Origin of the sequence: Catellatospora sp. TT07R-123, assembly GCF_018327705.1 — a bacterium.
Lineage (GTDB): Bacteria > Actinomycetota > Actinomycetes > Mycobacteriales > Micromonosporaceae > Catellatospora.
The window spans coordinates 47,495-60,576 of the sequence record NZ_BNEM01000001.1 but is presented as its reverse complement, the minus strand read 5'-3'; the positions used below and the strand labels follow the sequence as shown (position 1 = coordinate 60,576).

The 13,082-nt window shown below is 74.5% G+C and carries 9 protein-coding genes; 4 read left to right on the top strand and 5 right to left on the bottom strand.

Features of this window, described 5'->3' with window-relative positions:
• Positions 1-46: 46 nt before the first annotated feature.
• Entirely contained in the window at positions 47-904 is an 858-nt protein-coding gene (locus Cs7R123_RS00285) for a dihydrodipicolinate synthase family protein (protein ID WP_212822432.1), read from the top strand.
• A gap of 24 nt (positions 905-928) precedes the next feature.
• Here the strand turns inward: Cs7R123_RS00285 and Cs7R123_RS00280 are convergent, their stop codons facing one another.
• On the bottom strand, positions 929-5,128 hold the full coding sequence (locus Cs7R123_RS00280; RefSeq protein WP_212822430.1) for an FtsK/SpoIIIE domain-containing protein: 4,200 nt from the start codon (positions 5,126-5,128) through the stop codon (positions 929-931).
• A 134-nt stretch (positions 5,129-5,262) separates the two neighbouring features.
• Positions 5,263-6,093: an aldo/keto reductase gene (locus tag Cs7R123_RS00275; protein ID WP_212822427.1), complete on the bottom strand. Its 831-nt coding sequence runs from the start codon at positions 6,091-6,093 to the stop codon at positions 5,263-5,265.
• A 109-nt stretch (positions 6,094-6,202) separates the two neighbouring features.
• On the opposite strand from Cs7R123_RS00275, the gene Cs7R123_RS00270 reads away from it, so the two are divergent.
• The gene (locus Cs7R123_RS00270) at positions 6,203-7,210 is read left to right on the top strand and encodes an LLM class flavin-dependent oxidoreductase (RefSeq protein WP_244871524.1); all 1,008 of its coding nucleotides are present in this window, start codon (positions 6,203-6,205) and stop codon (positions 7,208-7,210) included.
• 116 nt (positions 7,211-7,326) lie between these two features.
• Positions 7,327-9,117, top strand: coding sequence for a bifunctional UDP-sugar hydrolase/5'-nucleotidase (locus Cs7R123_RS00265; RefSeq protein WP_212822425.1), 1,791 nt, complete (start codon positions 7,327-7,329; stop codon positions 9,115-9,117).
• Between the two features lie 67 nt (positions 9,118-9,184).
• Here Cs7R123_RS00265 and Cs7R123_RS00260 read toward each other — a convergent pair whose 3' ends face one another.
• Together Cs7R123_RS00260 and Cs7R123_RS00255 are read right to left on the bottom strand one after the other, a co-directional pair.
• Complete coding sequence (locus tag Cs7R123_RS00260; protein WP_212822422.1) at positions 9,185-9,637, bottom strand: DUF3291 domain-containing protein; 453 nt, start codon at positions 9,635-9,637, stop codon at positions 9,185-9,187.
• A 32-nt stretch (positions 9,638-9,669) separates the two neighbouring features.
• Positions 9,670-10,296: a metalloregulator ArsR/SmtB family transcription factor gene (locus Cs7R123_RS00255; RefSeq protein ID WP_212822420.1), complete on the bottom strand. Its 627-nt coding sequence runs from the start codon at positions 10,294-10,296 to the stop codon at positions 9,670-9,672.
• Between the two features lie 191 nt (positions 10,297-10,487).
• Here Cs7R123_RS00255 and Cs7R123_RS00250 point away from each other — a divergent pair, with 191 nt between their 5' ends.
• A complete protein-coding gene (locus tag Cs7R123_RS00250; RefSeq protein WP_212822419.1) occupies positions 10,488-10,730 on the top strand; it encodes a hypothetical protein in 243 nt (80 codons plus the stop codon).
• A gap of 35 nt (positions 10,731-10,765) precedes the next feature.
• Here the strand turns inward: Cs7R123_RS00250 and Cs7R123_RS00245 are convergent, their stop codons facing one another.
• Positions 10,766-12,937: a sigma-70 family RNA polymerase sigma factor gene (locus Cs7R123_RS00245; protein ID WP_212822411.1), complete on the bottom strand. Its 2,172-nt coding sequence runs from the start codon at positions 12,935-12,937 to the stop codon at positions 10,766-10,768.
• Positions 12,938-13,082 lie beyond the last annotated feature (145 nt).

The window sequence follows — 13,082 nt, the reverse complement described above, 5'->3', positions numbered from 1 at the left end:
GTTATCGGAACTGGACCTTTCGGATGGGGCGGGCGAGGGTGGCTGCATGACCCTGTCCGGCGTGCACGTCCCCCTGATCACCCCCTTCGACTCCACCGGCGCCGTGGCGTACGGCGTCCTGCGCGACCTCGCCCACGACATGCTGGCGGCCGGGGCGTCCGGCCTGGTCGCGCTGGGCACCACCGCCGAGCCCGCGGCGCTGGACGACGCCGAGCGGGCCGGGGTCCTCGACACCCTGACCGCGGTGTGCCACCGCCGGGGCGTGCCGCTGCTGGTCGGCGCCAACACCGCCGCCGAGCTGCGGGCGCTGGCCGGACATCCCGCCGTCACCGGGGCGCTGTGCCTGGTGCCGCCGTTCGTGCGCCCCGGCGAGGACGGCGTGGTCGCGCACTTCGCCGCGCTCGCCGCCGCCAGCCCGGTGCCGCTGGTCGTCTACCACGTGCCGCACCGCACCGGGCAGGACCTGTCGGCCGGGGCGCTGCGCCGCGTGGCCGCGCTCGCCGGGGTCGCCGGGGTCAAGTACGCCCCCGTCGCCGTCGACGCCGACGCGGTCGACCTGCTCGCCGACCCGCCACCGGGGTTCGCGGTGCTGGCCGCCACCGACACGCTGCTGTCGCCGATGCTGGCCCTGGGCGCCCCGGGCGCCATCCTGGCCTCGGCGCACATCGCCACGGCCCAGTTCGTCACGCTGGCCGACGACTGGCGCGCCGGGCGGTCCGAGCGGACCAGACCGCTCGGGCACCGCCTGGCCCGCCTGTCGGCCGCGCTGTTCGCCGAGCCCAACCCCGCCGTGATCAAGGGAGTGCTGCACGCGCAGGGCCGCATCCCCACCGCGGCGGTACGGCTGCCGCTGCTGCCCGCCGCCCCGGCCAGCATCGACGCGGCCCTGCGCTGCCTACCCTGACCTGCCTACCGTGACCTGCCGGTACTACACCCCCGGCAGGGCGAGCTGGATGCCGTCGACGGTGCCGTCGGCGACCAGGTAGCCGCGACCGGGCACCGGCGCCATCCGGTCGTGGCGCGGCAGCGCCGCCCCCAGCAGGTCGCCGTCGAGATCGTGGTCGGGCACCAGCAGCACGCCGGTCCGGCAGTCGCGCACCCGCTGGATCCAGCCGCCGTACGCCCGGCGCATGCCGTCGGCCCGGCCCGCCGCCACCAGGTGCCGCCCTGGGCCGCCGCTGGCCAGCCACTTGTCCAGCACGTCCCCCACCTGGTCGGACACGGCCTCGGCGTCGTCGACCAGCAGCAGCGTCGGCCGGTCCGTGTCGGCCAGCACCGCGCGCAGCGACTCGTAGTCGCCGCACGCGCGCACCCGGGGGTCCAGCTCCCGCAACGGCGAGCGGCGCGGGGTGTAGGCGACCACAGCCGGGGCCGGGTCCGCGCCCAGCGCCGCGACCGCGACGGCGCACAGCGCGGTGCTGCGCCCCGACCGGGACGGGCCGGCGATCACGGCGTGCTCCTGCTCGTACAGGGTGAGGCCGGTCGGGGTCAGGGACTGGGCGCCCAGCCCGATCGGCAGCCACCAGGGCTCGGCGCCCAGCTCGGGTCTGCCGTCCAGGTCGGCCAGCAGCAGCCGCGGGGGCAGCGCCCCGACCACGGGCGCCGTCCGCGCCGCCCCCGGATACGCCGCGGCCGTGTCCGCGACCGCGGCGGCCAGGTCGGGGCCCGGATGGGCGAGCTGGATCACCTGCCGGGTCGCGGCGACCACCGCCCGGCCCGGGGTGAACGCCGGGACGGCGACGCGGGGCACGTCGAAGGCGCCGTACTCGCCCGGGTCGGCCAGGCGCAGCAGCAGTTTCTGCTGCGTGGCCGCGCCCCACGCGTTCGGCACCGACCCGGACCGGTCGGCGGTCGCCGCGACGTGCACGCCGACCGCCGGGCCGTCGGCGTACACCCGCGACAGCTCGTCGGCCAGCGCCATCCCGGCCACGTCGCGCTGGTAGTCGGCCAGCAGCGCGCCGACGTTGTCGATCAGCACCAGCCAGGGCGTCTGCGGCGCCCCCGCCTTGCGGGCGTCCAGCTCCCGGCGCAGCAGCCGGATCAGCCGGGACTGCCGCTCCCGTTCGGCGGCCCCGATGTAGGCGCCGGTGTGCGGCAGCGCGGCCAGCGGCGCCAGGTCCCCGGCACCCAGGTCCACCACGTACAGGTGCTGGCGATCCGGGGGCGCGGCGCCCGCGGCGGCCAGGGCCAGGGTCGCCAGCGCCGTCGTGGTGCCCGCGCCGACCGCGCCGTACACCAACAGGTTCCCGGCGTCGGGGTCCCAGCCGACCGGGTACTGCGCCTGCCGGTCCGGGTCGTCGGCCAGCGCGATCGCCGGCCGCCCGGCCAGCTCCGACAGCAGGCCGCGGTGCACCGGGCCCAGCCCGCCCAGCCCGATCAGCGGCGGCAGCGGGTCCGGCCACGGCCGGCGCGGCGCGGTGATCGCCGCGGTCTGGCACGCGGTCCGCGCCGCCCCCACGATCCGCAGCAGATCGTGCTCGCCGCCCTCGTCCCCGGCCTCGGTCCGCACCGCCGCCACCAGCGCGAACGGCGCCACCGTGACCGCCGCCGCGGCCGAGTCGGCGGGCGTCACACCGGTCGACAGCGCCGTCTGCACCGGCAGCATCTCCCGGGCGCTGAGCCGGTAGTAGGCCCGGCCCCACTGGCGGCTGCCGATGCCCGCCGCGACGGGGCTGTCGATCACGTCCAGCGAGTCGCCGGTGCTCTCCAGCCGCAGCGCGATCCGCAGCTTCACGTTGTTCTTGATCGCGTCGCTGACCGAACCCGCCGGACGCTGCGTCGCCATGATCAGGTGCATGCCGAGGCTGCGGCCCCGCTGCGCGATGCTTACCAGCGAGTCCACGAAGTCCGGCAGCGACTTGACCAGCGTCGCGAACTCGTCGATCACCACCACCAGCCGCGGCATCGGCTCCAGCTCCGGCCGCGACGTACGCCGCAGCCGCTGGTAGTCGCGCACGTGGCTGACCCCCGCGTCGCGCAGCGCGTGCTCGCGGTGCCTCAGCTCCGCCTCCATGCAGCGCAGCGCCCGCTCGCCCAGCTGCTCGTCCAGGTCGGTCACCAGCCCCACCACGTGCGGCAGCCGCGCGCACTCGTCCAGCGCCCCGCCGCCCTTGTAGTCCACCAGCACGAACGTCAGATGCTGCGGGTCGGTCTCCACCGCCATCGCCGCGATCATCGTGCGCAGCAGCTCGCTCTTGCCCGAACCGGTCGTGCCGGCGATCAGGCCGTGCGGACCGTCGTCGTCCAGGTCGATCTGGAACAGCTCCCGCTCGCTGACCCCGAGCACCGCGCGCACCCGCAGCGCGTCGGCGCCGGCCCGCCAGCGCGCCGCCAGCGCGCTGCCGGTGACCTCGGGCAGGCCCAGCAGCGGCAGCAGGTTGACCTGGTCCGGCAGGCCCGCGCCGTCGACCGGCAGCTCCGGGTCGTCGAACCGGGCCAGGGCGCGGGCGGTGCGGCGGGCGTACCGCTCCGGCATGCCCTGCAGCAGGATGCCGGTCAGCTCCGTACCGGTGGCGACGTCCGCCAGGCGGCCGGTGCGGTCCGCGCCGACGGTCAGCACCGACGTGCACAGCGCGGGCAGCCGGTCGGTGACCACGATCGCCCCGCACGGCACCGCGCCCGAGGCCAGCAGCTCCCGCAGCGGGCACGGCCGCCCCTCCAGCAGCGCCGCCCCGTCGACGACGACCAGCAGCACCTGCCGGCGCTGCCGCTCGTCCGGCGCCCCGGCCGCGAGCAGCGCGCGGGCCAGCGCCGAGGACTGCTCGTCCCCGACCGCGACCAGCCGGGCGGTGCCCGTGCGGGGCGCGGTGCCGTGCGGGATCCACTTCGTCCAGTCCCAGTCGGCGGCGCGGCCGGTGTCGGTGAAGACCGCCACCGTGACGTCGGCGGGCCCGCTGGTCACCACCGCCTGGCACAGCAGCGACCGGGCCACCGCCAGCGCCGCCGCCCGGTCGCCCTGCAATCCGACCACCGCCCCGGCGGCTGCCGACACCAGCACCGGCACCTGCGGCAGGGTCTGCGGGACGTCGAGTTCCCGCACCGCGCCCGGCGCGGGCTCCTGGCCGCTGTCGGCCATCAGCGGCGGCCGCCACGGCTGGTCGGCGACCCCGACACTCAGGCGCAGGAAGTCGGGGGAGTCGGGGCGGCGCTCCCAGAGCCGCACCCCCGGCCCCTGCGCCAGGGCCAGCAGCCGCGCCGGGTCGGGCCCGGCCGCGTGCCGGGCGCGGATGTCGGCCGCCCGCATGGCCGCCAGGCTGTCGCGGGCCTGCTCGATCGCGCGGGCCTGGTCGCGGCGCCCCCGGCGCAGGCTGATCCGGCCCCGGGTGCGCTGCTCGATGAACTCGCCGATGAACATCATCGGGCTCAGCAGCGCGAACAGGGCATACCGCCAGTCGCCGACCACTCCCACCATGATCGCCGCCATCAGCAGCGGCCCGAAGAACAGCGCCAGGTTGAACGGCGTACGGTACGGCGCCGACGGCGTCGCGGGCACCCGCACCGGGTCCGGGGTGGCGGCCCCGGCGGGGCGGGGCGGCCGGTTGAACGGCATCGTGCCGCCCGGCCGGGCCTCGCGGACCGGGTTGACGTGCTGGGTCCGGTCCAGCCGGGCCGGGGGCAGCACCCGTACCAGCACCTGTCCGGCCAGGCAGACCACGTCGTCGGCGCCCACGGCCACCGGGCCGGTGATCCGGGCGCCGCCGACGTCGGTGCCGTTGAGCGAGCCCAGGTCGGTCACCGTGACCCGCCCGTCCGGTGCCACGTCGACGGCGCAGTGCTCCCGCGACACGTCCGGGGCCGACAGCCGTACCCCGGCCTCCGGCGCGCGGCCCAGGATCGTCCGCCCGGCGCCCAGCGGCACCGACCGGCCCGCCTCCAGACCGCCCACCACCCGCAGCACCGCCAGCGGCGGCGGCGCCACCGTCGGCGGCGCCCCGGCCACGCTCACCCGCGCCCCGGCGACCAGCCCCGATTCGGCCAGCGCCGTCTCGGCCCGGCTGACCCGGCCGTCCACCAGCAGGTCACCGCCCAGGTCCAGCGCCGCCGCCAGGTCGCCGACCGTCGCGTCCGGACGGCCCAGCCGCAGCTCCAGCTCGTGTTCCGTGTCGGCCAGGGCAAAGACGAACCGCATCGCCGCACCACCTCCCCGGCCACATCGTGGCAGCGGCCGGGCCGCGGGCGCGTGCAACCGCAGCGGGCCGTCCCGGTCAACCCGGCGCGGTACGCCGTCAACCGTCCGATGTAGCCGCCGACGCCGGCGCCCGGTCAGTGCCCGAACGCGTCCGAGTCGGCGGCCGCCTGCTCGCCCTGGTCGAGCCCGGAGATGTGCGCCATCTCGGCGTCGGTCAGCGCGAAGTCGAACACGGCGAGGTTCTCCCGCATCCGCTCCGGATGGGCCGACTTCGGCACCGTGCTCAGCCCCAGCTGGAGGTGCCAGCGCAGCACCACCTGGGCCGGGGTGCGCCCGTGCGCCTTCGCCGCGTCGACGATCACCGGCTCCTCCAGCAGCTCCGTGCCCCGCCCGAGCGGGCTCCAGGTCTGCGTGACGATGGCGTGCTCGGTGTGGAACGCCCGCGCGTCCGTACGCGTGGTGTACGGGCTGAGCTGGATCTGGTTGACGTCCGGCAGCTCACCGGTCTCGTCCAGCAGCCGCTGCAGGTGCGCGGGCTTGAAGTTGGACACCCCGACCGCCCGCAGGCGGCCCTCGGCCAGCAGGTCCAGCATGCCCCGCCACGCGTCGACGAAGCGGTCCTGCCCCGGGTTGGGCCAGTGGATCAGCAGCAGGTCGACGTAGTCGAGGCCCAGCCGCTGCGCCGAGGCGTCGAACGCCTGGCGGACCAGGTCGCGGCCGTGCCACTGCGCGTTGAACTTCGTCGTGACGAACAGCTCCTCCCGCGGCACCCCCGCGTCGCGGACACCCTGGCCCACACCCTGCTCGTTGCCGTAGTTCTCGGCCGTGTCGAACAGCCGGTACCCGGCCTCGACCGCCGCCGCCACACTGCGTGCGGCCTGGGCGTCGTCCATCGGCCACGTGCCCAGCCCGAGGCGGGGCATCACCGCTCCGCGTGCCAGCCGCACCGTCGTCGCGTCACTCATGCCCCCATCCTCGCGCATGATCTGCCCGAACCGGCTCTACCCCGCCATGCCGGATGTGATCTCCGTCGGACGGGGAAGGGTTTCGGCCCGGCCGGGGTTGCTGGGCTTCGTGACCTCTGTACCGCTGTCCGTGCTCGATCTCGCACCCGTCGCCGACGGCGCCTCCCACGCCGAGGCCCTGTCGCACACCACCCGGCTCGCCCAGCGCACCGAGCAGCTGGGCTTCCACCGGTTCTGGGTCGCCGAGCACCACAACATGCCCGGTATCGCCAGCTCCGCTCCGGCCGTGCTGCTGGCCCACCTGGCCGCGAACACCAGCACGATCAGGCTGGGCTCCGGCGGGGTGATGCTGCCCAACCACGCCCCGCTGGTGGTGGCCGAGCAGTTCGGCACCCTGGTGGCGCTGCACCCCGACCGCATCGACCTGGGCCTGGGCCGGGCCCCGGGCACCGACCAGGTCACCGCGCTGGCGCTGCGCCGCAGCATGGAGGCGCTGTCGGCCGACGACTTCCCGCAGGAGCTGGGCCGGCTGATCGACTACTTCGGCACCGGCACGGGCACGCCCCGGGTCACGGCCGTGCCCGGCCGCGGCGACGCCCCGGCGATCTGGCTGCTGGGCTCCAGCGACTTCAGCGCCCGGCTGGCGGGTCGGCTGGGTCTGCCGTTCTCGTTCGCGCACCACTTCAGCGCCGCCAACACCGACGTTGCGCTGTCGGTCTACCGCGACGCGTTCCAGCCGTCGCGCTGGCTGGAGCAGCCGTACGCGATGGTGGCGGTCAGCGCCGTGTGCGCGCCGACCGACGCCGAGGCGGAGTGGCTGGCCGGTCCGGCCGGGCTGTCGTTCCTGCGGCTGCGGCAGGGGCGGCCGGGGCGGATGCCGAGCCCGCGGGAGGCGGCGGAGTACCCGTACACCCCGATGGAGCGGGAGTTCGTGCTCTCCCGGCGCACCGGGCAGGCGCTCGGCTCGCCGCAGACGGTGACCGCGCAGCTGTCGGGGCTGCTGGCCCGGACCGGCGCCGACGAGCTGATGCTCACCACCCTCGTGTACGACGTCGACGCCCGCATCCGCTCGTTCGAGCTGATCGCCGAGCAGGTCGCCCCGCATCTGTCCCGCTGACGGTTGTCCATGCGGCTATGCGTCGGCGCCGATCGGATGGCGACGCGGTCAGCCGTTTGACTAGGGTGCGTGGGTGGCGCCCCACCGGGCGCGATCCCCTCGGAAAGGCACGAGAGATGACCCCACCCTCCGGTATGCCGTCCCGGCGGCAGCTGCTCACCGGCGCGGCCGCGGCCGCGGTCGCGGGACCGCTGGCCGTCGCCGCCCCGGCGCAGGCAGGCGGGCAGCCCAAGACCTACGACCTGACCGTCCTGGGCACGTCCGACACCCACGGCAACGTCTTCAACTGGGACTACTACCGCGACAAGGAGTACGACGACAGCGCGCACAACGACGTCGGCGTGGCCAAGGTCGCCACCCTGGTCAACCAGATCCGCGCCGAGCGCCGGGGCAGGGCCACCCTGGTCCTGGACGCGGGCGACACCATCCAGGGCACCCCGCTGGCGACGTTCTACGCCAAGCAGGAGCCGATCACGTCCACCGGCGAGCGGCACCCGATGGCGCGGGCGATGAACGTCATCGACTACGACGCCGTCACGCTGGGCAACCACGAGTTCAACTACGGCCTGCCGCTGCTGGACCTGTGGATCAGGCAGCTGGGCTTCCCGGCGCTGGCCGCCAACGCGGTCAAGGCCCGCAACGGCAAGCCCGCGTTCACGCCGTACGTCATCAAGAAGGTGTCGCTGGGCCACGGCGCGCCGTCGCTGCGCGTGGGCATCCTCGGCCTGACCAACCCGGGCGTGGCGATCTGGGACCGGGCCAACGTCGAGGGCGTGCTGCGGTTCGAGGACATGATCGCCACTGCGGCGAAGTACGTCCCGATCATGCGGGAGCGCGGCGCCGACATCGTGCTGATCTCGGCGCACGGCGGCGACAGCGGCGTGTCCAGCTACGGCACCGAGCTGCCGAACGAGAACCCGACCGCGCTGATCGCCCAGCAGGTGCCGGGCATCGACGCGATCCTGTTCGGCCACGCGCACAGCGAGATCGTCGAGAAGTTCGTGGTCAACGAGCAGACCGGCGTACAGGTGCTGACCTCGGAGCCGTCCAAGTGGGGCCAGCGGGTGACCCGGATGGACTTCACCCTGACCCGCGAGCGCGGCCGCTGGCAGGTCGTGAGCAAGCACGCGACCATGCTCAACACGAACACCGTGGTCGAGGACCCGGCCGTCGTGGCGGCGGTGCGCGCCCAGCACGACAAGACGGTGACCTACATCAACCAGGTGGTCGCCACGTCGGCCGTCGAGCTGTCGGCGGCGGAGTCCCGCTACCGCGACACCCCGATCCTGGACTTCATCAACAAGGTGCAGACCGACACGGTCGCCGCCGCGCTCGCCTCGACCCAGTACGCGGCCCTGCCGGTGCTGTCGATCGCGGCGCCGTTCAGCCGCACCGCGCTGTTCCCGGCCGGGGACGTGAAGATCAAGGACGTCGCGGGCCTGTACATCTACGACAACACCCTCGAAGCCGTCGTGCTGTCCGGCGCCGAGGTGCGCGCCTACCTGGAGTACTCGGCGAAGTACTTCAAGACCTTCGCGGTCGGTGACGCGGTCGACCCGGCCGTGATCAGCGACCCGGCGGTGCCGGACTACAACTACGACACCCTGTCCGGCGTCGACTACGACATCGACGTCAGCAGGCCGGTGGGGCAGCGGATCACCGCGCTGTACCACGGCGGCACGACCACGCCGGTGGCCGACGCCGACCAGTTCGTGATCGCGGTGAACAACTACCGCCGCAGCGGCGGCGGCGGCTTCCCCGGCATCGTCAAGCCCCAGGTGTACAACGCCCAGCAGGAGATCCGCCAGCTGCTGATCGACTGGGCGCAGGCCAGGGGCGTCATCGACCCGGCCGACTTCTTCCAGCCGAACTGGCGTCTGGTCCGCGCGGGCGTGCCGGTCTTCTGAGCACTGGTCCGCTGAGCGCCACCGCCGTCCCGCCCGCCGTCCGGGCGGGGCGGCGTCTTCGCGCCGGTCAGGCCTGCGCGGCCGCCGGTTCGTGGAAGTCCTTGAAGGTGAACGCCTCCGGCCCCGGGCCCTGCTCGCGCAGCCGGGCGAGCCGGGCCATGCCCTCGGCCGCCTCCGGCAGGTGGTCCTCGGGGATCCACCACATCACGCTGCTGACCTCCAGCGACCGGTGAAACCACTCGCGGCGCCGCTGGAGCACCGCCAGGTGCCGGGTGCGGTAGACGTAGTTCCACAGGTCGTCGCGGGTGCGCCAGACCGACATGTTGAGCAGCAGGTCGTCGCCGAACCGGTGCTGGAAGGTCGCCGTCGGGTCGGTCTCGGACTCCCTGAGCCGCCACACGAATCCGGGTGCCTCGTCGGCCAGGGTGTTGATCGGTTCGAGCAGGGCGACGAACTCGGCGAGTTCCGGACCGTCGACGGGCGCGACGAGGTGCCCGATGTTCAGCTGCGCGAGATGCATGGCCACAGCAGACCACCCGCCGCCATTCTATGTCAACGATTTTTGTTTTTAGAGAAGGAGACGCAGCACTCGTCGGGGCGGGGGTCCAATGCGGCCGCGGCGTCCTCGCCCGCCACGCCCTGGCACAGCGCCAGGTTCATCGCGCACACCAGCAGCGGCTGCTCCCGGGCCACCCGGTCGAAGGGGCAGTTGCGCAGCCGGATCCGGTCGCCGTCGTCGTACGGCTCGTAGCCGCGTTCGCGCAGCGTGTCGAGCCAGGCGCCCGGCCGGTGCAGACGCCGTCCGGCCGCAGCCGCCGCGGTCGTGGCGCGGCCGTCGGCGTCCAGGTCGTGCACCACCTCGGCCAGCAGGCCCGCCAGCTGCTCGTAGTCGCGCTCGGGCAGGGTGACCTTGCGGGCGGTGCGGGCACGGCGGTAGACCTTCGCCGGGCGGCCGCCGCCGGGTCCGGGCCGGGCGTCGGTCAGCCGCCTGAAGTCGATCTCCAGCAGCCCGGCCTCGGCCAGCTTGTCCAGGTGGAAGGCGGCCAGCGTACGGGAGACCCCCGCCGCCTGCCCCGCCTCGTCGCGGCCGACCGGCCTGCCCTGTGCCGCGACGTAGTCGTACAGCGCCCGGCGGACCGGGTCGTTCAGCGCGGCCACCGCGTCGAGATCGTCGCTCACCCTGGAAGTGTGCCCCCCGCGCCCGGCGCCGCACCGTCGGGTCGGCGCCTGGCAGCGCCTTCATCCTGGGCGGGCCGCCAATATATTGACAGAGACCCATGTATCACATAAGTTCTGCGCGGCAATGACACTACTCAGTGCGGCTAAGCCGATACGGAACGGCATGGCTGCCGGCCTCAGGGAGATATCCGATGAACCTCAGGAAGATCGCCGTCGCCAGCGCGCTGGCCGCAGGGCTCACCCTGTCCGGGCTCGGCGTCATCGCCACCTCCGCCGCCGCCGCGCCGCCCGGGGAGATCTACGATTTCTATCCCGAACAGCAGGACTGCCTCAACGACGTGCAGTGGCTCCTTCAGGAGCACATCGCTGAGCGCGCCGCCTGCTCGTGGATGTGGGGCCACGGCGAGTGGGCCCTCTACGCCGTCCTCTACTGAACGCGGCTGCGGCCGGTCGTGGCCTGCCATACCGGCTAGGGTGCCATCCGCGCCCCGACGCCGGGGCGGGTCGTGGTCAGGAACGCGGTGCCCGGCAGGGTGCCGTCCGCGCGCCGCGGTCCCTCGGCGGCGGCCGGATCGGCGCTGCGCAGCAGGGCCGTGCTCCAGCCGCTTTGGTTCCACGAGTTGCCGCTCTCGCGGGCGGTGTCGCCCCGGTTGTCGTCGCGCCCGTTGCCCAGCGCCAGGTTGGCCTCCAGCAAGGAGGGGGAGAACCAGAACGCGAACCCGTCGCCGCCGTTGCGGAACGCCGTGTTCCCGGTGACCCTGATCGCGCCGGGGTTGCCCTGCTCGGTGAAGCCGTAGCTGGCGTTGTCCCAGGCGGCGTTGTCCCGTACGACGTGCGTGGCGGCCGGGATCGGGTCGCCGCCGCCCAGTTTGAACCCGGTGCCCGCCCCGGCGAAGTCGGCCAGGGCCCACCGGTTGACGCCGTTGCCGTACGCCCAGTTGTGCTCCACCGTCACCGGGTCGGCGAACCCGCTGAGGTCGATGCCGTCGTCGGCGTTGCGGAACGCGCGGCAGCCCCGGATGATGTTGCCCGCTCCGTCGCCGTCCTTGAACGCGACCCCGTCAGCGTTGGCGCCGTGCGCGGCGTCGTCGTGGTTGTCGTGGAAGTCGCTGTCGAGCACCTGGTTGCCGACCGTGCCGGGTCCGCGCAGCACCAGCCCGGTGGCACCGTTGTCGTGCATCGCCAGCCGCTGGAAGACCGAGCCGCGGCAGCTCACGCAGACATACGGGAACGTCTTGGCATGCTGTACGGCCAGCCCCTGCACGGTCCAGTACGACGCGCGCTGGGTCACGTACCACTGGTTGCCGCGGATCGCGGTCGCGTCGAGGACCGGCTGCTCGCCGCGGTAGTTGCTCAGGGTGATCCGCTGCGACCCGGTGCCGCTGGTCGTGATGGTGACCGGGGCGGCCGCCCGGTAGGTCCCGCCGCGCAGCGCGATGGTCTGACCGGCCCGGACCAGCTCGACCGCCCGGTTCAGGCTGGCCAGCGGGGCGGCGAGCGTGCCCGGGTTCCCGTCGCTGCCGTCGGGTGCCACATACAGGTCGGCAGTGGCCACCCCGGTCAGCGGCGGTGCCGCCGTCGGCGGCCGCCGGGATGGGCTCGCGGCCGGGCTTGCGCTCGGCGCGGCACTCGCCGCCGCCGACGGCGTGGGCCGTGCCGGGTCCGCCTGAGCTGGTGGCGTCGAAGCAGGCAGGTAGTGGACCGCGAGCACCGCCGCGGCGGTCACCGCGGCCAGCGACGATCCGCCGACGGCCGCCGTCTTGGTGCTCAGCCCGGCCGCGGCGCGGCGCAGCCAGCCGCCGACGGCCAGGCCGAGCGAACCGGCACCGGCCGCGAGCGTGCCCGTGCTCAGCAGTCCGGCGACCTTCGCCGCCAGCGCGACCGGCACCGGCAGCAGCGTGGCGCCGGTCAGCAGGCGCTCGGCGGGCACCAGCGGCGCCAGGCGTCCGGCGCACGCTGCGCAGTCCTGGACGTGCTGCCCGGCCCGGCGCAGCGACAGCGGACCCCGATCGCGCCGGGGGGCGCGGGCAGCCGTGTCCAGGCCGGGGCAGCGCGGGTCGGCCCGCCACGCCTGTACCACCTGCCGGGCCAGGTCGAGCTGCGCCTTCATCCGCTGCACGCGTACCGCCGAGTGGGCGACGGTGATGCCCAGGGCGGCCGCCAGGTCGGTGCGGCTCAGCACGCCCGCCACCTCCTGCCACCACAGCGCGAGCAGGCTCTGCTCGGCCGGGCTGAGCCAGCGGGCGGCCGCCGCGACCTCGCGCCGCTGCGCGGACAGGCTGACGTTGGCCAGGGTCTCGCCCTCCGGATCGGCCGCAGGATCGGGCAGCTCGGTCCAGCCGTCCCACTGCCGCAGGCGGGCCTGGGACGTGCCGCGCGCCCGTCCGCGTTCCTGGGTCTGCCGGACCGCGATGGCGATCAGCCAGGAACGGAACCGGTCCGGGTCGCGCAGCCGCGGCAGGGCGGCCACGGCGCGCAGCATGGTCTCCTGCACCACGTCGTCGGTGTCCGGGTGCCCGTCCAGCGCGCGGCCGACGACGTTGTACACCAGCGACAGGTGCGCGGCGAACAGGTCCTGGCACGCCCGGGGGTCACCGGCCTGCGCCGCTCGGACCAGTCCGGTGTCGGGGGCGGGATTCATCGGCGGGCCGTTTCCGGGATGGGGGTCGGACGTCCGGTGCGGGGCGCGGGCGCCATCGTGGCACAGCGTCGAGTTTGTTGTAAAGACTGCGTGAATTCTCCTTGCGGCGCAGGTCGTCGCGATACCAGGAAAAAATCTTGTGCGG

Excerpts from the sequence above, each read along its gene's own strand:
- Cs7R123_RS00285 (WP_212822432.1), top strand. The coding sequence starts at position 47 with ATGACCCTGTCCGGCGTGCACGTCCCCCTGATCACCCCCTTCGACTCC.
- Cs7R123_RS00280 (WP_212822430.1), bottom strand. The coding sequence starts at position 5,128 with ATGCGGTTCGTCTTTGCCCTGGCCGACACGGAACACGAGCTGGAGCTG.
- Cs7R123_RS00275 (WP_212822427.1), bottom strand. The coding sequence starts at position 6,093 with ATGAGTGACGCGACGACGGTGCGGCTGGCACGCGGAGCGGTGATGCCC.
- Cs7R123_RS00265 (WP_212822425.1), top strand. The coding sequence starts at position 7,327 with ATGACCCCACCCTCCGGTATGCCGTCCCGGCGGCAGCTGCTCACCGGC.
- Cs7R123_RS00260 (WP_212822422.1), bottom strand. The coding sequence starts at position 9,637 with ATGCATCTCGCGCAGCTGAACATCGGGCACCTCGTCGCGCCCGTCGAC.
- Cs7R123_RS00250 (WP_212822419.1), top strand. The coding sequence starts at position 10,488 with ATGAACCTCAGGAAGATCGCCGTCGCCAGCGCGCTGGCCGCAGGGCTC.
- Cs7R123_RS00245 (WP_212822411.1), bottom strand. The coding sequence starts at position 12,937 with ATGAATCCCGCCCCCGACACCGGACTGGTCCGAGCGGCGCAGGCCGGT.